Annotated in this window: 21 protein-coding genes and 4 pseudogenes; 23 read left to right on the top strand and 2 right to left on the bottom strand. The window is 36.5% G+C overall.

Translation table 11 applies throughout. From position 1 onward, the window contains the following. Positions 1-1,923, top strand: coding sequence for a DNA mismatch repair endonuclease MutL (gene mutL / locus NKR74_RS15470; RefSeq protein ID WP_253630183.1), 1,923 nt, complete (start codon positions 1-3; stop codon positions 1,921-1,923). 206 nt (positions 1,924-2,129) lie between these two features. Here mutL and NKR74_RS24260 read toward each other — a convergent pair. Beyond that, positions 2,130-2,219: pseudogene (locus NKR74_RS24260) on the bottom strand (IS6 family transposase); the annotation flags it as partial. 3 nt (positions 2,220-2,222) lie between these two features. After that, positions 2,223-2,399: pseudogene (locus NKR74_RS24010) on the bottom strand (alpha/beta hydrolase); the annotation flags it as partial. 281 nt (positions 2,400-2,680) lie between these two features. Here NKR74_RS24010 and NKR74_RS15460 point away from each other — a divergent pair. The 22 genes and pseudogenes from NKR74_RS15460 (at position 2,681) to NKR74_RS15355 (ending at position 21,628) form a co-directional block, all read left to right on the top strand. Then, on the top strand, positions 2,681-3,124 hold the full coding sequence (locus NKR74_RS15460; RefSeq protein ID WP_253630182.1) for a MarR family winged helix-turn-helix transcriptional regulator: 444 nt from the start codon (positions 2,681-2,683) through the stop codon (positions 3,122-3,124). Between the two features lie 303 nt (positions 3,125-3,427). Further along, a complete protein-coding gene (locus tag NKR74_RS15455; RefSeq protein WP_253630181.1) occupies positions 3,428-4,366 on the top strand; it encodes a ring-cleaving dioxygenase in 939 nt (312 codons plus the stop codon). A gap of 22 nt (positions 4,367-4,388) precedes the next feature. Beyond that, positions 4,389-4,997, top strand: coding sequence for a flavin reductase family protein (locus tag NKR74_RS15450; protein ID WP_253630180.1), 609 nt, complete (start codon positions 4,389-4,391; stop codon positions 4,995-4,997). A gap of 37 nt (positions 4,998-5,034) precedes the next feature. Next, on the top strand, positions 5,035-5,982 hold the full coding sequence (locus NKR74_RS15445; RefSeq protein WP_253630179.1) for a ring-cleaving dioxygenase: 948 nt from the start codon (positions 5,035-5,037) through the stop codon (positions 5,980-5,982). Then, positions 5,982-6,593, top strand: coding sequence for an alpha/beta hydrolase (locus NKR74_RS15440; protein WP_253630178.1), 612 nt, complete (start codon positions 5,982-5,984; stop codon positions 6,591-6,593). Before NKR74_RS15445 ends, NKR74_RS15440 begins: the two co-directional genes overlap by 1 nt. 118 nt (positions 6,594-6,711) lie before the next feature. Beyond that, positions 6,712-7,323, top strand: coding sequence for an NAD(P)H:quinone oxidoreductase (wrbA, locus tag NKR74_RS15435; protein ID WP_253630177.1), 612 nt, complete (start codon positions 6,712-6,714; stop codon positions 7,321-7,323). Between the two features lie 443 nt (positions 7,324-7,766). Next, positions 7,767-8,171 (top strand): annotated as a pseudogene (locus NKR74_RS15430) (beta-propeller fold lactonase family protein); the annotation flags it as partial. 494 nt (positions 8,172-8,665) lie between these two features. Beyond that, positions 8,666-8,858 (top strand): annotated as a pseudogene (locus NKR74_RS15425) (hypothetical protein). Then, positions 8,827-11,766, top strand: a complete 2,940-nt coding sequence (gene fdhF, locus NKR74_RS15420; RefSeq protein ID WP_253630176.1) for a formate dehydrogenase subunit alpha — start codon at positions 8,827-8,829, stop codon at positions 11,764-11,766. Before NKR74_RS15425 ends, fdhF begins: the two are co-directional and overlap by 32 nt. A gap of 15 nt (positions 11,767-11,781) precedes the next feature. Next, positions 11,782-12,264, top strand: a complete 483-nt coding sequence (locus NKR74_RS15415) for a helical membrane plugin domain-containing protein (RefSeq protein WP_253630175.1) — start codon at positions 11,782-11,784, stop codon at positions 12,262-12,264. Positions 12,265-12,443: 179 nt separating this feature from the next. Next, complete coding sequence (locus NKR74_RS15410; protein ID WP_000041501.1) at positions 12,444-12,788, top strand: Na-translocating system protein MpsC family protein; 345 nt, start codon at positions 12,444-12,446, stop codon at positions 12,786-12,788. Positions 12,789-12,804: 16 nt separating this feature from the next. After that, on the top strand, positions 12,805-13,602 hold the full coding sequence (gene fdhD / locus NKR74_RS15405; RefSeq protein WP_253630174.1) for a formate dehydrogenase accessory sulfurtransferase FdhD: 798 nt from the start codon (positions 12,805-12,807) through the stop codon (positions 13,600-13,602). 44 nt (positions 13,603-13,646) lie between these two features. After that, positions 13,647-14,663, top strand: a complete 1,017-nt coding sequence (moaA, locus tag NKR74_RS15400; protein ID WP_253630173.1) for a GTP 3',8-cyclase MoaA — start codon at positions 13,647-13,649, stop codon at positions 14,661-14,663. 261 nt (positions 14,664-14,924) lie between these two features. Next, on the top strand, positions 14,925-15,704 hold the full coding sequence (locus NKR74_RS15395) for a formate channel (RefSeq protein WP_253630172.1): 780 nt from the start codon (positions 14,925-14,927) through the stop codon (positions 15,702-15,704). Positions 15,705-15,775: 71 nt separating this feature from the next. Beyond that, entirely contained in the window at positions 15,776-16,792 is a 1,017-nt protein-coding gene (locus NKR74_RS15390; RefSeq protein ID WP_253630171.1) for a molybdopterin-synthase adenylyltransferase MoeB, read from the top strand. A 20-nt stretch (positions 16,793-16,812) separates the two neighbouring features. After that, complete coding sequence (locus tag NKR74_RS15385; RefSeq protein ID WP_309247656.1) at positions 16,813-18,099, top strand: molybdopterin molybdotransferase MoeA; 1,287 nt, start codon at positions 16,813-16,815, stop codon at positions 18,097-18,099. Positions 18,100-18,240: 141 nt separating this feature from the next. Beyond that, the gene (locus NKR74_RS15380) at positions 18,241-18,759 is read left to right on the top strand and encodes a molybdenum cofactor biosynthesis protein MoaE (RefSeq protein WP_253630169.1); all 519 of its coding nucleotides are present in this window, start codon (positions 18,241-18,243) and stop codon (positions 18,757-18,759) included. After that, entirely contained in the window at positions 18,710-18,946 is a 237-nt protein-coding gene (gene moaD, locus NKR74_RS15375) for a molybdopterin converting factor subunit 1 (RefSeq protein WP_253630168.1), read from the top strand. Before NKR74_RS15380 ends, moaD begins: the two co-directional genes overlap by 50 nt. 71 nt (positions 18,947-19,017) lie before the next feature. Continuing rightward, on the top strand, positions 19,018-19,503 hold the full coding sequence (moaC, locus tag NKR74_RS15370; protein ID WP_253630167.1) for a cyclic pyranopterin monophosphate synthase MoaC: 486 nt from the start codon (positions 19,018-19,020) through the stop codon (positions 19,501-19,503). 197 nt (positions 19,504-19,700) lie between these two features. Then, the gene (locus NKR74_RS15365; protein WP_253630166.1) at positions 19,701-20,750 is read left to right on the top strand and encodes a P-loop NTPase; all 1,050 of its coding nucleotides are present in this window, start codon (positions 19,701-19,703) and stop codon (positions 20,748-20,750) included. 136 nt (positions 20,751-20,886) lie between these two features. Further along, positions 20,887-21,414, top strand: coding sequence for a molybdopterin-guanine dinucleotide biosynthesis protein B (gene mobB, locus NKR74_RS15360; protein ID WP_253630165.1), 528 nt, complete (start codon positions 20,887-20,889; stop codon positions 21,412-21,414). Then, positions 21,407-21,628 carry a hypothetical protein gene (locus NKR74_RS15355; protein ID WP_375337706.1) on the top strand — a complete coding sequence of 74 codons (222 nt, stop codon included), beginning with the start codon at positions 21,407-21,409 and terminating at the stop codon, positions 21,626-21,628. Before mobB ends, NKR74_RS15355 begins: the two co-directional genes overlap by 8 nt. Positions 21,629-21,655 lie beyond the last annotated feature (27 nt).

Genomic DNA, 21,655 nt, shown 5'->3' with positions numbered 1-21,655 from the left:
ATGGGGAAAATTCGCAAACTCGATGATCAACTTTCTAACTTAATTGCAGCGGGAGAAGTAGTAGAACGACCTGCTTCAGTTGTAAAAGAACTTGTCGAAAATTCCATCGATGCGAATAGTACATCTATTGAAATCCACTTAGAAGAAGCTGGATTATCGAAAATTCGCATCATCGATAATGGAGATGGAATTGCTGAAGAAGACTGTATCGTTGCTTTTGAACGACATGCAACAAGTAAAATTAAAGATGAAAATGATTTGTTTCGTATTCGGACGCTTGGTTTTCGTGGTGAAGCATTGCCGAGTATTGCGTCTGTTAGTGAATTAGAGTTAGTAACGAGCACAGGGGATGCGCCAGGAACACACCTTGTTATTCAAGGTGGCGAGATTTTGAAACAAGAAAAAACAGCCAGCCGTAAAGGAACAGATATTACGGTTCAAAACCTGTTTTTTAACACACCAGCACGTTTAAAATATATGAAAACGATTCATACAGAGCTTGGAAACATAACGGATATTGTATACCGCATTGCTCTATCACATCCAGAGGTCTCTCTGCGTTTGTTTCACAATGAGAAAAAACTGCTTCATACATCAGGAAATGGTGATGTAAGACAAGTTCTTGCTGCAATTTACAGCATTCAAGTCGCGAAAAAACTAATTCCAATTGAAGCAGAATCGCTAGACTTTACGATTCGTGGTTATGTAACGTTGCCAGAAGTAACGCGTGCATCTCGTAACTATATGTCAACGATTGTAAATGGTCGTTACGTCCGGAACTATGTCTTAATGAAAGCTGTGCAGCAAGGCTATCACACATTGCTACCTGTTGGACGCTATCCGATTGGCTTTTTATCAATTGAAATGGATCCGATGTTAGTTGATGTGAACGTTCATCCAGCAAAACTAGAGGTTCGCTTCAGTAAAGAACAGGAACTATTGCAGCTTATTGAAAAAGCATTGCAAGATGCTTTTAAAAAGATTCAACTCATTCCTGATGCTGGTGTTACGACAAAGAAAAAAGAAAAAGATGAAAGTGTTCAGGAACAGTTTCAATTTGAGCATACAAAACCGAAAGAACCATCGATGCCAAATATTGTTTTACCAAGTGGAATGGATGAACAAGAAGAAGAAAAGCCAAAGCAACAGTCACCGCTTTGGAATCCACCAAAGCAAGAATGGCAGCCACCACAATCTCTCGTAAAAGAAGAAAACAATTGGCAACCGTCCAAGCCAATTGTAGAAGAACCGCTTCCACAAGAGAATGAGTGGGAAGAGCGTGAGGAAGATTTTGAGTTAGAAGAACGGGAAGAAATGCAAGAAATCGAAATGAACGGAAACGATTTACCACCGCTTTATCCAATTGGGCAAATGCACGGAACATATATTTTTGCTCAAAACGATAAAGGGTTATATATGATTGATCAGCATGCAGCTCAGGAGCGCATTAACTATGAATATTTCCGTGATAAAGTAGGACAAGTTGCACCAGAGGTACAAGAATTACTCGTTCCATATAGAATTGATCTATCACTCAATGAATTTTTACGAGTAGAAGAACAACTAGAAGAACTGAAAAAAGTAGGATTATTCCTAGAGCAATTCGGTCATCAATCGTTCATTGTACGCTCACATCCAACATGGTTTCCAAAAGGACAAGAAATGGAAATCATTGATGAAATGATGCAGCAAGTATTGAAATTGAAAAAAGTTGATATTAAAAAACTGCGCGAAGAAGCAGCCATTATGATGAGCTGCAAGGCATCTATTAAAGCGAATCAATATTTAACGAACGATCAAATCTTCGCCTTATTAGAAGAACTGCGAACAACAACAAATCCTTATACATGTCCGCATGGCAGACCGATTATTGTGCATCATTCGACTTATGAACTGGAGAAGATGTTTAAGAGGGTAATGTAGGGTGTTTGTGTTGAGGGAAAAATTAATTAGGCTAGAGAAAAATCAAAAGAAAATAATAAGTTTTTTGTTATTATTTTGATAAAATATTGAGTTGAGAAAAAGAAGCGATAGGAACAAATCGCTTCTTTTTTAATTAATTTTTTAGGTTCTGGTACAAATATGATTTATTAGAAACATAGAACCTCAATATCCTTTTCATCCATGAATTACGATGCTAATCCAAACAATTTATGTATGAACTCAACTTCATTTTGGGCAGACTTCACCCCTTGGTGAACTTGTTCCTTTTTCATCACACTTTGCACATAGGCAGGACTAGGATTATTCTTATAAAACTTTGTCAGATCTGCCGGTCCATATAGGTTAATCACTGAATTAATAGTTACTGAAGGTACATTGGTTGAAGAAGGTAACTTTGTATCTCCCATACTATAGGCAGCTAGCATGGCTAGATTCTCTCCTGCTGATTGCCCCATTAAGTTTATCTTTTAGCTTGTAAGTGTTTCATATGACTTTTCTCGAAATACTTATCGTTGTTAAGTTATTCATTTTTAATGATTTAAACAACTTAACGTTGTAAATCCGGATTTACGGGACGCTATCATTAGAAGAAAAATAATGTAATATTTTAATACGGTATTTTATCAATTCGGGTGAAAATGAATATTTTTATGAAAAAATCAAAAAAGGTTGACAACCAATATTGAGTGTTATAATATTATCTCGAATTCGAGATAATTAAAAAGGAATTGATGTTATGGATAGGATTAACAATGAAGATTTATCTCTCAAGTTATTTGTTACTTTTTCACGTGCAGGGCAATCAGTCACAAAACGTATTGAAGAAGATATAAAGAGCTATGGACTTAATCCCACTGAATTTGCAGTTCTTGAGTTACTATTTAGTAAAGGGGATCAACCTATACAAAAAATTGGTGACAAAATATTACTTGCAAGTAGCAGTATTACGTACGTTGTTGATAAGTTGGAAAAAAAACAACTTTTAGTACGAAGACCTTGTCCTAAAGATCGCCGTGTTACGTATGCTGCCATTACGTTAGAAGGAATTAAACTAATGGAAGGGATATTTCCTAAGCACAAAGAGGCGATTCAACAAATATTTGGCGGTTTGAGTCCTGAAGAAAAAAGGATAATGATTGAACAGCTAAAAAAACTAGGATACTATGCTCAAAAACTATAATTTTTTTGCAATTTATCTCGAATTCGGGATAAATTGCGTTTAAGTAAGCTATAAAAGGGATATATTGTTATTCTTTTTATAGCTCATCTGAATGGTTAATATAATTAAGAAGTAACTGGTATTTTTTACTGTTAATTATCTCGAATTAAAGATAATTGAATTCAAGATAATTCTCTATAATATGAATTTAACTATTCCTTATAGCCAAGATTAAATGTAACGAATAAAAAGGAATAAGGAAATAACTCATGTTTAATCATTAAAAGAGTTTTTAAATACCTAAATAAAAAAGGAGTATACAAAATGAATAAGAAAACAATGGGGATTCACCATATTACAGCAATCGTAGGTCACCCACAAGAAAATGTAGATTTTTATGCTGGGGTTTTAGGATTACGCTTAGTAAAACAAACGGTAAACTTTGATGATCCAGGGACATATCATCTTTACTTTGGTGATGAAGGAGGAAAACCAGGGACTATTATTACATTTTTCCCGTGGGCAGGTGCTCGTCAGGGAATCATTGGAGACGGTCAAGTAGGAGTAACTTCTTACGTTGTTCCCAAAGGAGCTATGGGATTTTGGGAAAAGAGACTAGAAAAGTTCAATATTCCGTATACAAAAATGAGTCGTTTTGGAGAACAATACTTAGAGTTTGACGATCCTCACGGCTTGCATTTAGAGATTGTTGAAAGAGAAGAAGGAGAAGTAAATAATTGGACTTTTGGAGACGTTAAACCAGAAGTTGCGATTAAGGGATTTGGTGGGGCAACTCTTCTATCGACTCAACCGAATAAAACTGCTGAGTTATTAGAACACGTAATGGGATTAGAACGAATTGGAGAAGAAGGGGATTTCGTTCGCTTTCGTTCTTCAGCTGAGATTGGAAATGTTATTGATCTAAAATTAACACCTATTGGACGTGGACAAATGGGTGTAGGTACAGTTCATCATATTGCATGGCGAGCTAGTGATGATCAAGATCAATTGGATTGGAGAGAACATGTTTCACGCTATGGATACGGTGTAACACCTGTACGAGATAGAAATTATTTTAATGCGATTTATTTTAGAGAGCATGGCGAAATCTTATTTGAAATTGCAACGGATCCTCCAGGATTCGCACATGATGAATCACAAGAAACAATGGGCGAGAAACTCATGTTACCTGAACAATATGAGCCGAATAGAAAACAGATTGAACAAGTATTATTGCCGTTTGAAGTAAGAGAATTAGACTAATTTCACGAAGGGAAGGATTTCTTTGCTATCGATCGATCCATCCAAAAATACGGAAAGAGAAAATTATAAATTTCTTATAGGAAGTATTATTCCAAGACCGATTGCCTTTGTTACGACAATTTCAAAGGAACATATTTTGAATGGTGCACCTTTTAGTTACTTTAATATCGTTTCCTCTAATCCACCAATGATTTCATTAGCGATTCAACGGTCAGAGGGGAGACAAAAAGATACAGCAAAAAATATTCTCGATAGTAAGGAATTTGTTGTTCATATTGTGGATGAACAAAATGTAGAAAGAGTGAATAAAACAGCTGCTAATCTGCCTCCTACTCAAAGTGAAATTGAACTTGCAAGTTTTACTCCAATTGCAAGTGAAAAGATTTCTGTACTAGGAGTACAAGAGGCTAAAGTTCGAATGGAGTGTGTATTAGAGCACTCTTTAGAATTAGGCGATTCTGATTCTCCTGGATGTGATTTGATTATAGGAAAAGTGGTTCAATTTCATGTTGAAAATGAAATTTATGAAAAGGGAAGAATCGATCCAAGGGGATTGGGAGCGGTGAGTCGATTGGCAGGCCATAATTATGCGAAAATAGGTGAGATTTTTTCCATTGAAAGACCTCAGTAATTTAAATATGGCTTAATAATGAAATGGAGAGAGAATAATGTCCAATAAAATAGCAGGTATTCATCATATTTCTGCAATGGTAAATGATGCACAGCGGACAATTGATTTTTATGCAGGCATTCTAGGGCTAAGACTTGTAAAAAAGACAATCAATTTTGATCGACCAGAAGTGTATCATTTGTACTTTGGGAATGAATCTGGTGAACCGGGAACTGTCATCACATTCTTCCCATGGCCCAAACAGTTAAAAGGACGAATTGGAACAGGACAGGTTGGAGTAACCGGTTATATGATACCAAATGGGTCTATGTCATTTTGGGAGACTCGTTTGCGGAAATTCAATATTGAATATGTTTCATCTGTTCGTTTTGGAGAAACATATTTGCAATTTCAAGATCCGGACGGCCTTCAAATTGAGCTTGTGGAGCGAGATGGTGGTCCACAAAATACATGGAGTTTTGGAGGAGTTGGAATAGAAAACGCGATTAAGGGATTTAGTGGCGCTACTTTATATTCTGCACAACCACATAAAACAGCTCAATTGCTGGAGCACGTATTTGGGTTAGATTGCATCGGACAAGAGAATGAATTCTTACGATTTCAGTCAAAAGCAGAGACTGGAAATACAATTGATATTAAATTAACTGCATCAGTTCGGGGACTCATGGGAGCTGGTACAGTTCATCATATTGCATGGAGAGCAAAGAATGAAGAAGAACATCAAGAATGGTGGTCTATGCTTAAAGAGAAAGGATATTATCCTACTGAAATCCTAGACCGTAATTATTTCAAGGCTCTTTATTTTCATGAAGCAGGTGGCATTTTATTCGAAATAGCAACAGATCCACCGGGTTTTACAGTGGATGAATCGACAGAGAATTTGGGTGAAAGGCTTATGTTACCATCTTGGCTAGACCCAAAACGAAAAGAATTAGAAGAACTCTTACCTCCTATTGAGGTGCGGGTTTTGGAAGGGGATAAATAATGAAACATTTTTTTCATAAAGGGAAGGATTTAACAAAGCCAATATTATTATTACTTCATGGTACTGGTGGGAATGAGTTAGATTTATTACCACTTGCGGGTAGAATTGATGAAGAAGCCTCTGTATTAAGTGTTCGTGGAAATGTATTGGAAAATGGAATGCCTCGTTTCTTCCGAAGATTAGCAGAGGGTGTTTTTGATGAAGAGGATCTTGTTTTTCGTACTAAAGAATTAAACGAATTTCTTGATGAAGCAGCAAAAACATATGACTTTGATAGAGAAAATGTAGTAGCAATTGGTTATTCTAATGGCGCAAATATAGCAGCAAGTTTATTATTCCATTATCAAAATGCACTGAAAGGTGCCATTCTTCATCACCCTATGGTACCGAGAAGAGGAATAGAGCTTCCTGATTTATCAGGTAAATCTGTATTTATTTCAGCTGGGACAAATGATCCAATCTGTTCACCTATGGAATCGGAAGAATTACAAACGTTATTAGAAAAGGCGAATGCAAATGTATCATTGCATTGGGAAAATAGAGGGCATCAGTTGACTGCGAGTGAAGTAGAAGCAGCAGCTCAGTGGTATCAGACTTTTCTAAATGCGTGATAAAAAGATTTTATGGTATGGATTATAATTTGAAAAAAGTGAAAAAATAGGTAGGTGTAATGAAATGGGCATTTTATCCAAAATATTTGGAAATTCATCAATAAAGGAGAAGAAAATAATGGGAAATGTAAAATTAGCAGTGATTTATTACAGCATGGGTGGAACAAACTATCAACTAGCAAAGTGGGCTGAGGAAGGTGCAAAAGAAGTTGGTGCAGAAGTAAAAGTATTAAAAGTACCAGAATTAGCTCCACAATCTGTAATAGAAGGAAATCCGGTTTGGAAATCTCATATTGAAGCAACAAAGGATGTACCAGAGGTAACATTAAATGATTTAGAATGGGCAGATGCGATTATTTTCAGTGTACCAACTCGTTTTGGGAATATGCCTGCACAAATGAAACAATTTTTAGATACAACAGGTGGATTATGGTTTAATGGGAAGCTTGTAAATAAAGTTGTGAGTGCGATGACTTCTGCACAAAACGCTCATGGTGGCCAAGAAGCAACAATTTTATCATTATATACTTCTATGTATCATTGGGGAGCAATTGTGGCTGCACCTGGATATACGGATCCAGTAACATTTGGTGCAGGTGGAAACCCATATGGTACTAGTGTTACTGTTGGTCAAAATGGAAAAATGATTGAAGATGTACAAGCAGCTGTGAAACATCAAGCGAAGCGTACAGTAACTGTTGCCGATATGGTTAAAAAAGCAAATCAATAAGAAAAAGCACCAATCAAGAATTAAGATTGGTGCTTTTTTAGTTTAATTCTCTATTATGAATAAAAATTTTATATTGTTCATTTGTAGAAACCAGAATTAATTACACTGCACATTTCTCTTTAGCTGATAATTTTAAAATAACAGTATTACTTATGGTATTTAAGCTGTCTCTTTGTGTAATCCCGTGAATGCTCTAAGCGTATACGGATATATTAGCAATTGAGAACCATCCTAAAAAGAGATTCCTATTTATGCATTTATATTCACAATTTTGCGCGTGGTAAAGCTGATATTGTTACAGTGTTTAAGTAAAAGAAATATGATAATTTACAAAGAGGTACTCAAATTCTTTTGGGATACCTCTTTAAATGAAAAAATTATTTTAAGGTTATTTATAAGAAGCATGATGAACAAAAACCTATAGGGAGAAGAGGTTTATATTAATGATGAATAACAAAGAATTTATTGGATATATTGGAACTTATACGTGAGGAGACAGCGAAGGGATATATACTTTTACTTTAGACACAGAAACGAAAAAAATTAGTAATCTAAAACCAGTAGCAAATCTGGATAACCCCACATATTTAACCATTAACCGAAATAATCAATATCACTATTCTGTTATAAAGGAAGGGGAAGCCGGTTGTATAGCTGTTTATTCGATTGACAGTCATACTGGAGAGATTAAGGCACTAAACATACAAGTATTAGAAGGAGCTTCTCCTTGCCATATTAGTGTTGATAGTAGATATCGTATGGTAGTCACAGCAAATTACCATAAAGGAACGATTGAATCTTATGTAATAAATCAAGAAAATGGAACTGTAAGACTTGCATTATCTATTCATGAATATTGTAGATTCTATCATGTTTATCTAGCGGTGAAATTAACCTTCTTTTGTAAATAGTTGATTAGGAGTTCATACTATCCTGTCTACAGAAGAGGGATTTTTCTGTTTAAAGATAGCCGGTGAGGAAAACTAAATATTTGTGTTATGAATACCGTAATTTTTAAAAATGATTTAAATATTCTTGTTTAACGAAAGACAAAATATTGTTTTGTTGAGAGGATTAAATATACTTTTTTAAGTTTTTATCTTTGCAATAAACTTTTTTGTCTAGAATATGAATCCCAATCTGAAGGGATTAAATTAAATTATTTAAAATAATTTATTCCATACAACCAGTAAATATTAATGACACTAATAGCATGTAATGCTTTATCTTTTCCAATACAATATATTATTGAAATTCATAATACTTTTCCTCGTTATAATTTTTATATTGTATATTTTTGGAGTAAACGCTATAATGATAGTGTTAAAGATGGAATCGTGATATGACCTGTTATGAATCTATCATTTTATTTACAAATAAATGGATTGGTATTTTAGCAAGATGTGCTAATGAACTACTCCACCATGATGATAGCGTACCTATTAATTCGGTGCGTATATTTTCGTGGTGGAGTTTTTTTATTCTCAAAAAGGGGGAAAGACCATGAACGACAGCATGGTTCATATTACAATTGACGGCAAAGAATATACAGCTAAGCCCGGTTCAACTATATTGGGTATCATTAATGAGAACGGAATTGAACATCCACAAATCTGTTACGTACCTGAAGTGGATCCTATTCAAACGTGTGATACTTGTATTGTAGAAGTTGATGGAAAACTTGTGCGATCCTGCGGGGCAGTAGCAACGAACGGTATGAATATTGAGTTGTCCTCTATTAGTGCCAAGGCAGCACAAACGGAGGCGATGGACCGCTTATTGGAAAATCATTTACTTTACTGTACGGTCTGTGACAACAATAACGGGAACTGTAAATTGCATAATACAGCAGAATTAATGGAGATTGAGCATCAAAAATATTCTTACAAACCAAAAGTGGATGTAAGCGAAGTTGATATGTCTCATCCATTTTATCGCTATGACCCTAATCAGTGTATCGCGTGCGGTCAATGTGTAGAGGTTTGTCAAAACTTGCAAGTAAATGAAACGTTATCTATTGATTGGGAAGCAGAGCGTCCTCGTGTTATTTGGGACGATGGAGTGGATATTAACGATTCTTCATGTGTAAGCTGCGGTCAATGTGTAACCATTTGTCCTTGTAATGCTTTGATGGAGAAATCAATGCTTGGAGAAGCTGGATTTATGACTGGGCTGAAGCCGGACATTCTTGAGCCGATGGTTGATCTTATAAAAGAAGTTGAACCTGGATACAGCGGTATTTTCGCTATATCAGAAGTAGAAGCTGCCATGCGCGAAACTCGTACGAAGAAGACGAAAACGGTATGTACGTTCTGTGGTGTAGGGTGCTCATTTGAAGTGTGGACGAAGGGACGTAAAATTCTTAAAGTACAACCAACTTCTGAAGCACCGGTTAATGCAATTTCTACTTGCGTAAAAGGAAAATTTGGTTGGGATTTCGTTAATTCTGAAAAACGAATTACGAAACCTTTAATTCGTAAAAATGGAGTGTTTGTTGAATCAAGTTGGGAAGAAGCGCTTCATGTAGTGGCGTATAAATTAGGATCTATTAAAGAAGAGTACGGTAAAGGTTCTATCGGCTTTATTTCTTCTTCTAAAATTACGAATGAAGACAACTATGTCATTCAAAAATTAGCTCGACAAGTGTTTGAAACGAATAACATTGATAACTGCTCACGCTATTGTCAATCGCCAGCAACAGATGGATTGTTCCGCACAATTGGTATGGGTGGAGATGCAGGAACGATTAAAGATATTGCACAATCAGGTCTCGTTATTATCGTCGGTTGTAATCCAACAGAAGGCCATCCTGTTTTAGCTACTCGTGTGAAACGTGCGCATAAACTTCATGGTCAAAAACTAATTGTCGCCGATCTTCGTAAAACTGAAATGGCAGAGCGTTCAGATATCTTTATTAGTCCAAAGCAAGGAACAGACCAAGTGTGGTTAATGGCTGTTACGAAATATATGATTGATCAAGGTTGGCATGATCGACAGTTCATCGACGAGAATGTAAACTTCTTTGAAGATTTCAAAGATAGTCTTACAGAATATACGCTTGAATATGCAGAAGAGATTACAGGTATTTCAAAAGAAACTCTCGTTCAAATGGCCGAGATGATTCGTGATGCGGATGGTACGTGTATTCTTTGGGGTATGGGTGTAACGCAAAATACAGGTGGTTCAGATACTTCCGCTGCGATTTCAAATTTACTTCTTGCAACAGGAAATTATCGTCGCCCAGGTGCTGGTGCATATCCACTACGAGGTCATAACAACGTACAAGGTGCTTGTGATATGGGAACTCTTCCAGGTTGGCTACCAGGATATCAACACGTTACTGACGACGTAGAACGTACGAAATTTGAAATAGCTTACGGAGTAAAAATTGATAACAAACCAGGTCTTAATAATATTGAAATGCTTCACGCAATTGAAGAAGGGAAAATGAAAGCAATGTATCTTGTTGGAGAGGATATGGCTCTTGTAGACTCGAACGCGAATCATGTGCATGAAGTGTTATCAAGCCTTGAATTCTTTGTCGTTCAAGATGTGTTCCTTTCTAAAACGGCTCAATACGCAGATGTCGTATTACCGGCAGCACCATCTCTTGAAAAAGAAGGTACCTTTACAAATACAGAACGTCGTGTACAAAGATTATATCAAGTACTTCCAACGCTAGGTGATGCGAAACCAGACTGGTGGATCGTGCAGGCAATTGCCAATAAATTAGGCGCAAACTGGAACTATAATCATCCAAGTGAAATCTTTGCTGAAATGGCAAGTTTATCACCACTATTCGCACACGCAAACTATGACGTGCTTGAAGGATGGAACAGTTTCCATTGGGGAAGTTTTGACGGAACGAATACGCCGCTTCTTTTCCAAGATGGATTTAACTTCCCGGACAAAAAAGCTCGTTTTGCGATAGCTGATTGGGTACGTCCTGCTGAATTCCCATCGGAATACGATCTTCACATTAATAATGGTCGTATGCTTGAACATTTCCATGAAGGTAACATGACGAATAAATCAAATGGTATTCAATCGAAAGTTCCGGGTGTTTTCGTTGAAGTTTCTTCAGAACTTGCAAGGGAACGTGGAGTGAAAACTGGTTCGTTAGTACGCCTTGTTTCTCCTTTTGGAGCACTTAAATTACGCGCACTTGTAACGGATCGTGTAAAAGCAAATGAGCTGTATTTACCGATGAACTCGACAGATAACGAAACAGCGATTAATTTCTTAACTGGTCCGGCGGTCGATCAACGTACAAATACGCCTGCATATAAACAAACGAAAGTGCGTATGGAAGTGCTACAAGTAGAAGGTGAAAATCCGATGCCAAAAACGAACCCACGTAATAAAAAGCGTCATCCTCAAAACGGTATTGAGGTAAATCGCAAATGGGCTCGTCCAGGATACGTGCACTTAACGGATAACTAGGGAGGAGAAAAGAATATGGCAGCACCTATTAAAGCGATCCAAAAGCAGGAGCTAACTGAGGAAGAACAAAAACAACAAAAGCTAGAAGATTTAAAAGCACTTCTAGCTAATAATGAAGAAGCTTTAAATCAAATGTTTAATATTGTAGGTGAACTGAATGACATTGGGATGCTAGAAGCTGCAAATTCGATGCTTAAGGCGAAAGAACCAATCGCAAAAATTGTTCTAGGTCAAGTCACTCGTGAACCAGTTACGAATTTAATTAATAATATGATGGGCGCTGCAGGAGCTTTAACAGAACTTGATCCGGAACTTACTAAAAAGCTTATCGGCAGTGTATTAACAGGTATGGATGAAGGGAATCAGCATCTGCAAAGTAATAAAAAAGTAGGAATATTAGATTTGATGAAAGTACTTAAAGATCCAGATATTAACCGTGCTATTGGATTTGGTCTTCATTTCTTAAAAGGTATGGGTAAAGGGTTAAAAGACGAATAGGTAAGCAACAATAATAGTATTTCATACGTTGTATGCATGTTGAGGTAATTCGAAAAGATGAACCTTTTCGTCTCATTATTTGCGTGAATAGTTCAGACGAAAAGGTCATTTTGGTAGAATAGTTATGATGAAACAATATGTGAAAAGTTATTGTTGATGAACAGGAGAGGAATGAGAGTATGTCAAAAATGGTACATGAATTTAATGATATGATACGAAAGCTCCGAAAGGATTTGTTCGGAAAAGGGCCGGAACGAATTCATACTGTATTTGCTGAGAATATGGCGATTGCCACACTTTATGGAAACTTGACACCGACTGAAAAATTCATTTCGGGAACGATGGATGGTGCGGAAATGGTTCATATGGCTCGAACGAAAATGATTCAAGAAGTGTATGCTGTTAATTCTCGTGAACATTTAGAGGAACTTGTTGGAGCGAAATTAGTTCATCTGTTTTCGGATATGAAAGTGGAAGAAGATATTGCAGTTTCGGTGTTTGTCTTTGATAAAAATATAACGTGAGAGAAGGATACTCATCGTGAAATCGATACAGGTGGAACGGGAAATTTTTCGTTATGAGCAAGGGGAATTTACACATATGGAGGACAGCATTGTAACAGAGTTTCCTGTTACGGTTAAAATGAACGGACAGGAATTTGTTACAATGGTTAGTACTCCAGAGTACATTGAAGATATGGTAATAGGCTATTTAGCATCTGAAGGTATTATCCGAAAGTATGAAGATATTGATGAAATATGGGTACAGGAGAAAGAAGGATATGTACATGTAAAAACGACAAAAACCAATCCTTATTATCGTGATATCCAAAATAAACGCTATATAACTTCATGCTGTGGAATGAGTAGACAAGGATTTGTTTTCGCGAACGATGCGCTAACTGCAAAGAAGATGAATGATATTCGCGTAAAAATATCTGCCGAGGATTGTTTTCGGTTAATGAACGATATGCAGCAATCTGCATCCACTTTTCAACTTACGGGCGGGGTCCATAATGCCGCTTTATGCGATGTGAATGGGATTGTTTTAAGCCGAATGGATATAGGAAGACATAACGCTTTAGATAAAATTTACGGCTATTGTTTAAAAAATAACATTTCTATTGGTGATAAAATTATTGTTTTTAGTGGCCGTATATCATCTGAAATTCTATTAAAAGTTGCGAAAATTGGCTGTGAAGTAATACTGTCAAAATCCGCTCCAACTGAGTTAGCACTACAGCTAGCAGAACAGTTAGGCATTACTACAATAGGTTTTATTCGTAATCAATCTTTAAATGTATATACTCATCCAGAGCGGGTTGTAAATATTAAATAAAACTTGTACAGAATTATAAAATATGCAGAAGTGAGGCAATAAACATGAAATCTGTCACATTAGACAAATTGCACCGTCCTTTAAGGGATTTACGTATTTCTGTTACCGATCGCTGTAATTTTCGCTGTCGATATTGTATGCCAGAGGAAATATTTGGTCCTGACTATTCTTTTTTGTCTAATGATAAAATTTTATCTTTTGATGAAATTGAAAGAGTAACACGTATTTTCGTTTCTTTAGGTGTAAGAAAGTTACGTATTACTGGGGGAGAGCCTTTACTTCGGAAAAACCTTCCTGAGCTAATCGAGCGACTTACCAAAATTGATGGAGTAGAGGATATCGGTTTAACTACAAATGGCTCGTTACTTAAAAAGTTTGCTCCTGATTTATATAAGGCGGGTTTATCACATGTGACAGTTAGTTTGGATTCTTTGGAAGAAGAGCGTTTTGCTTATTTAAATGGTAATAGAAGTAAAGTGAAAACGGTTCTTGAAGGAATACAGGCTGCAGCGGAAGTCGGGATGAAAATCAAAATGAACATGGTTGTCCAAAAAGGAAAAAATGAACAGGACATCATTCAGATGGCGCAATACTTTAAAGAGAATAAGCATATTCTTCGGTTTATTGAATATATGGATGTCGGGAATTTTAACGGCTGGAAATTAGACGAAGTCATCTCTAAACAAGAGATATTAGAGACTATTCATAAAGTTATGCCGCTTGAACGAATTGAAGCAAACTATCCTGGCGAAGTCGCCACTCGCTATCGTTATATCGATAGCGATGAGGAAATAGGAATTATTTCATCTGTAACAGATTCTTTTTGTTCATCATGTACAAGAGCTCGTATTTCCGCGGAAGGAAAGCTATATACTTGTTTGTTTGCTTCCAAAGGAAATGATCTTAGAGAATTACTTCGTTCCGGGTATACCGATGAGGAGATTACCGGTGTTATTCGTGACATTTGGAATAATCGTTCAGATCGCTATTCAGATGAACGGTTGAGCAATACAAATAAAAAAACATTGCCAAAAATTGAAATGTCGCATATTGGTGGTTGAGAAATAAATGATATGTTAGAGTGACATTCAAAACACTATGAAAGAAGGCTATTAGTAGCTTCTTTTTGTTATAGCAGATAACGCTTGAATATACGAAGTGGAAAGTGTGCAAGTCCTGTAGATTTTCTATTTTATAGTAAAAGTGATGATTGATATCTCTGTAATAGAAGTGCAGGGAGATTAAGCAGCATTCAAAAATTCTTACTATGTTAAGGGTTTCTTGAAGCTGTTTTTTTATTTGAAAAAATGGAGGAATTGGTTATGGCATTTCATAAACCGGAAAAAATCGCTGAGCTTGTGATTGAAGCCGGTGTTCAAAAGGTAAGGCAATCGCTATCCGCCATGCTTATTCTTGGTTTTTTAGGAGGAGCATTCATTTCGTTAGGGTTTTTGCTTAATATCCGAGTTCTTGGTAATTTACCGGAGCAATGGGGAAGTCTAGTAAATTTTTTGGGAGGAGCAGTTTTTCCTATAGGGCTTATGCTCGTTGTCCTGGCAGGAGGAGAATTAATTACGGGAAACATGATGTCAGTGTCCATGGCCCTGTATGCACGAAAAATCTCATTGAAAAGTGTGTTACATAATTGGGTTTGGATAACTTTAGCTAATTTTGTTGGTGCACTTTTCGTAGCTTATTTTTTCGGTCACCTTGGCGGGTTGACGGAGGGGGCATATTTAAATAAAACAGTAGAAATAGCCCAGGAGAAATTACATGAATCGTTTGGGGAAACATTAATTTCAGCAATCGGTTGTAACTGGCTTGTTTGTCTTGCGATTTGGTTGGCTCATGGAACTAACGATTTTGTTGGGAAAATTATCGGAATTTGGATTCCTATTATGACATTTGTGGTAATTGGATTTCAGCAAGTGGTAGCAAATATGTTTGTAATCTCAGCAGTTATTTTTGCGGGTCACCTTTCATGGATAGATCTTGCAGAGAATTTTGTTCCTGTTTTTATAGGAAATGTAATTGGTGGAGCTGGATTTGTTGGATTTGCTTACTTTTCTTGTTATCAGAAACAAAGTCATATAGAGAAATAGTTAAAAAAACAACCTCATATGAAGCAGATTTTTTAGAACAAGAATTAGCTAAAAGAAAGGAAGGCTATCTAATGATAGAGCGGTATTCACGTCAACAGTTGTTCACTCCTATTGGGAGTAAAGGACAAGAGAAGATTAGAAATAAGCATGTGTTGATTGTGGGGGCAGGTGCATTAGGAAGTGCAAGCGCAGAAGCGTTGGTTCGTGCAGGTATCGGAAAGTTAACGATCATTGATCGTGATTACGTAGAATGGAGTAATTTACAGCGACAACAACTTTACGTTGAACAAGATGCAACAGAAAAATTGCCAAAAGCAATTGCAGCTCAAAATCGTTTAAAACAAATCAATTCAGAGGTACAGATTGATGCTTTAGTAATGGATGCAAGAATAGAGAATATGGAAGTTTTGTTAGACGATGTCGATATTATCATTGATGCGACAGATAATTTTGATATTCGATTTGTGATAAATGATCTATCACAAAAATATGATATTCCCTGGATTTATGGTTCTTGTGTGGGGGGATATGGCATGAGCTATACCATTATTCCAAGGAAAACACCGTGCTTACATTGTGTACTTAAAAGTGTGCCGGTTACAGGAACGACATGTGACACGGTTGGAATCATTAGTCCAGCTGTCCAAATGGTGGCAGCGTATCAAGTGGTGGAAGCATTCAAAATTCTAGTAGAAGATTTTTCAGCAATTAGAAACACCTTTTTAATGTTTGATATATGGAGTAATCAACACCATTCTGTCAAATTGGAAAAGATTAAAACGGACAATTGTCCTTCGTGCGGAACGCATAGAACTTATCCTTATTTATCTTATGAAAGCCAAACAAGGACAGCTGTTTTATGTGGGAGAAATACGGTTCAAATTAGACCCCTGCATAATAGTCGTTACAATTTTGACCATTTAGAAAAACAACTAAAAAAACATGGGAAAGTAGATCGAAACCCGTATTTGCTATCTTGTCAACTAGATGATTATCGTTTGGTCATGTTTCAGGATGGTCGTGTATTTATCCACGGGACAAATGAAATTCAAAAAGCGAAAAAAATATACTATCGTTTATTAGGGTAACAGAAGGAGTGAGGAAAATGATAGAAAAACGAATACCGATTGCAGTTGGAGAGGCCGTCCATAAAGTAATGGAATTTGCCAACCATGGTTTAAAAGAACTGGTACCACTTGAATTAGCTTACGGACGTATATTAGCCGAGGATTTAGTAGCTGATCATGATGTTCCCTCCTTCGATCGCTCACCCTATGATGGATTTGCTATTAGGGCAGAAGATACTGCCTGGGCCAGTTATGAGAATCCAACTATATTCGAAGTAATCGGCGAAATTGGGGCAGGTTCCATATTTCCTCAAGAGTTAGGGCCATTTCAGGCAGTTCGAATCATGACGGGGGCACAAATTCCGGAAGGATGTAACGCGGTTGTGATGTTGGAACTGACCCGTCAATATGAGGATGTCGGTAAAATCTATATGGAAGTGAAACGCTCATTCAAAAAAGGAGAAAATATTTCCTTTCAAGGTGAAGATACACGTAAAGGGACGATTCTTGCGAAGAGAGGAGTTTACATTAATCCAGGTATTTCAGCTCTCCTTGCTACATTTGGTTACAGCGAAGTGCCAGTTGCTAAAAAACCTATGATTGGAGTATTAGCGACTGGGAGTGAGCTTCTTGATGTAAATGAATCGCTAAAACCCGGGAAAATTCGAAATAGTAATACGTACATGATATTGTCTCAAATTCAAAGAGCGGGGGGAAGAGTGAAATACTTTGGGAAGTTTAGTGACGATTTTGATACGTGCCACGCAGCCGTAAAAGAAGCGTTAAGTCAAGTGGATATGTTAATTACAACCGGTGGTGTTTCGGTAGGGGATTATGATCATTTGCCAGCTATATACGAAAAATTAGGGGCATCGGTTCTTTTCAACAAGGTTGCAATGCGACCGGGCAGCGTGACGACCGTAGCACAATTAAATAAAAAATTATTATTTGGATTATCAGGTAATCCCTCTGCTTGTTATGTAGGCTTTGAGTTATTCGTAAGACCTAGCATTCGTACCTATATGTTTAGTGAAAAGCCACATTTAAAAAGAGAAAAAGCATTACTGGGAGAAAATTTTTTAAAACCTAATCCATTTACAAGATTTGTGCGAGCAAAGCTCATATATAACGAAGGACAATTAATCGTCTATCCATCAGGATTTGATAAGTCTAGTGCTGTTTCTTCATTAGCAGAATCAAACGCATTTATCGTACTCCCAGGCGGTACAAGAGGATATAAAAAAGGGATGTTTGTAGATATTCTCTTATTAGAAGATAATCAAGGAAGTGAATGGCCTTGGAGCAATATTATTCCATCCTATAAATAATAGAGTTTTAAAACAACGGGAAGATAATGTTGATAGGAAAATAAATTACAAGAGCTGTGAAAAAAGAAATAATATTAGCTATTCAAGTTAGCAGAGGTTAAAAAATGAATTCACTTTTTATTGAGATAGTGAGGAATTTTGATGGAACAAGTATTATTTGAAATTGTAGATACTCCTATTTTAGTCGAAGAAGTAACGAATAAGGTAGCAAGAAGAGAAGCAGGTGCCATTACAACCTTTATTGGAACAGTAAGAGAATTGACAAAAGGAAAACGAACCTTACATCTAGAGTACCAAGCATACGAATCAATGGCAGTAAAAATGCTTACTCAAATTGGTGAAGAAATCAAGAAAAAGTGGCCGGATGCAAAAATAGCAATTACACACCGGGTGGGACGACTAGAAATAATGGATATTGCAGTTGTAATTGCAGTTTCGTCGCCACATCGTAAAGTGGCCTACGAAGCGAATGAATACGCAATTGAACGCATTAAGCAAATCGTCCCAATTTGGAAAAAAGAATTTTGGGAAGATGGAACAATGTGGATTGGAGATCAGCTCGAAAATACGCCGTACCCAGAAGGGGAACCAAAGAAGGAAGAGTGCGAAGATGATTACAATTTTATTGTTCGCAAATTTGCGAGAGGAAGTCGGCTCTGATCAATTATTAATAATAGAAAGAAAAGAGATGAGGGTTCAGCAATTAAAAGAATGGCTCAAGGATAGCTACCGTTTACAATCTTTGGATCAAGTCATGACGGCTATCAACGAAGAATTTGCAATTGACGAGGATATTGTAAAAGATGGAGATACAGTTGCGTTTATCCCTCCTGTAAGTGGAGGATAATCTTGTTTGGTTTTTGTCTTAAATATAGCATCTTTCAAAGTCATTTACGCAGTACATTAAGGAGAATAACTATGAATAATTTTTCACACTGGAACGAAGAGGGAAGGCCCAAAATGGTTGATATCTCTCAAAAGGATATTTCAATACGGACAGCTGTTGCACAGAGTACAATTTCTTTATCTGATGAATTATTTCAAGCGATTCAAAGTGGGGTACTGAAAAAAGGCGATCCACTTCAAGTAGCACAAGTTGCTGGAATTATGGGTGCTAAAAAAACAGCTGATGTAATTCCTATGTGTCATCCTATATTCATACAAGGAACAGACTTTACGTTCAATTATGAAAAGAAAATCGATGGATATGATTTAATTATACAAGCTACAGTAAAATGTAGTGGTAAAACAGGGGTGGAAATGGAGGCGTTAACCGCTGTATCTATCGCTGCTCTTACCTTTTATGATATGTGCAAAGCCGTTGATAAAACAATGGTCATTAAAGAAACATATTTGGTTCAAAAAACGGGTGGTAAAAGCGGGGATTTTTTTCATAAATTGTAATGATTAGAATAGATGGAATGGTAATAATGGATTGTTATCATTTTATTTATGTTATATATAAATGGTTGGATTGGTATATTAGTAAGTATTGCTAGTAATCTATTCCACGATGAGTACACAAGCCTATTTCATTAGGATCGAGTACTCGTGGTGGTTTTTTTGTATACAAATTAAGGAGACAGGAAGGACTGAGATTTATGCTTACTCATGAACAAATTATGAAAGCTCTAAACCATGTTCAAGATCCAGAGTTGCACAAAAGTATCGTGGAATTAAACATGGTAAGAAATATTCAAATTGATGGTACACAGATTCAACTTGAAGTTGTTTTAACTATTCAAGGTTGTCCTTTAAAGGCAAAAATTCAACAAGATATTGAAGACTCTCTTCGAAACATTGGAGCCTCTAAGGTTTCTTTGGCCTTCGGCTCCATGACACCGGAAGAACGAGCTGCATTAACACAGACTTTAAAGAAAAATTCTAGAATGGAAACCGGCATGCCTAGTATGCTGCGACTTGATTCAGGTGTGCGCTTTATTGCTGTGACAAGTGGAAAAGGTGGAGTAGGGAAATCAACTGTGACAATTAACCTTGCTACTGCTTTAGCCCGTATGGGGAAAAAGGTTGGGATTTTAGATGCAGATATATATGGATTCAGTATCCCAGCTATGATGGAAGCTAATCAAAGGCCAACAATGATAGATCAGACAGCGATTCCGGTCGTTAGTCACGGCGTTAAAATCATGTCAATGGGATTTTTTACAGAGGGTAATAACCCAGTTATGTGGCGAGGACCAATGTTAAACAAATGGATTCAAAATTTCCTTACCAACACTCACTGGGGAGAATTAGATTATCTTCTTCTTGATTTGCCTCCTGGTACAGGAGATGTTGCGATTGATGTGGCTGCGATGATTCCTCATGCGAAAGAAATTATAGTTACTACTCCTCATAATGTAGCTTCGTTTGTTGCTTCCAGAGTAGGGGTAATGGCAAAGCATACAAAACATGATATTTTAGGTATCGTTGAGAATATGGCATATTATGAGGAACAAGATGGTTCAAGGAACTATCTCTTTGGGAAAGGTGGAGGCGAAATGTTAGCAGAACAACTGCAAACAGAAGTGATAGCACAAATCCCTTTTGCAAAGCCTGAAGAAAATAAAGGTTCGTCCGTATATGACGAAGATTCTCTTGTTGGAGAGATGTTTACATCTTTAGCTCAAGATCTTATCTACAAAGGGTAATCTATCAGAAAAAAATAGTAGGAAATTTCTTTATGCTAATCTTCTAGTTAGCTAAAATAACTTTTCGTTTCTTATGAATGGAATCGGCGATTATTTCTTATGAAGATAAAACGAAAACAGAAATTTAAGGAAGTGAATGACCGTGGGAAAAAATTGTCCCATCCTGCAGATTGTAGGATTCCAAAACAGTGGCAAAACAACGCTCACAGAAAAATTAATTTTTAGAGCTAGTAAAGACGGATTAAAGGCTGCATCAATCAAACATCATGGTCATGGAGGAACTCCAGATCATGAATTAAGCTCGAAAGACAGTATGCGTTATCATGTAGCAGGTGCTGTAGTTTCTAGTGTGGAAGGAGATGGAGTCTTACAGCTACGTGCTAAGTTTGATAATTGGAATCTCGAGGAAATGATTAAGTTATATCATTGTTTTTCTGTAGATGTCATTTTCGTAGAGGGATATAAGAAAAAGTCTTATCCTAAAGTTGTTTTAATCCGAGGTGAGGACGATCTTTCGTTACTTAATTCACTAATTAATGTCCGGTGTGTAATAAGTCATGTGAAATTGGATAGTAAGGAACTCAAGCATTATCAGGTTTTTCAGCTAGAAGATGATGATTTGTATATAGATTTTTTAAGGAGGGATTTTAATGGGAATGTGTAATGTAAATCATTCTTCTGAAGATGTAATCAATAAACTTGAAACTCAACAATGCTTCTTATCCGAATTTTTGGTTAAGGACTTACATGAATTTCTAAAGAGCAATCATTCACAGCAAATATTAAATGAGCTATTTCACCTTTTAAAAAAGTACGACCTAGCATCTAAAGAAGAGCGGGAGAAAAGAAATGAACAATTAATGTTACTTATAAGTTAATTAATAGAATTAACAGCAGTATTTAAC

Origin of the sequence: Bacillus sp. 3103sda1 (assembly GCF_024159135.1) — a bacterium.
In the GTDB taxonomy this organism is placed as follows: Bacteria; Bacillota; Bacilli; order Bacillales; family Bacillaceae_G; genus Bacillus_A; species Bacillus_A rhizoplanae.
This window is presented reverse-complemented; position numbering and strand designations above follow the sequence as displayed.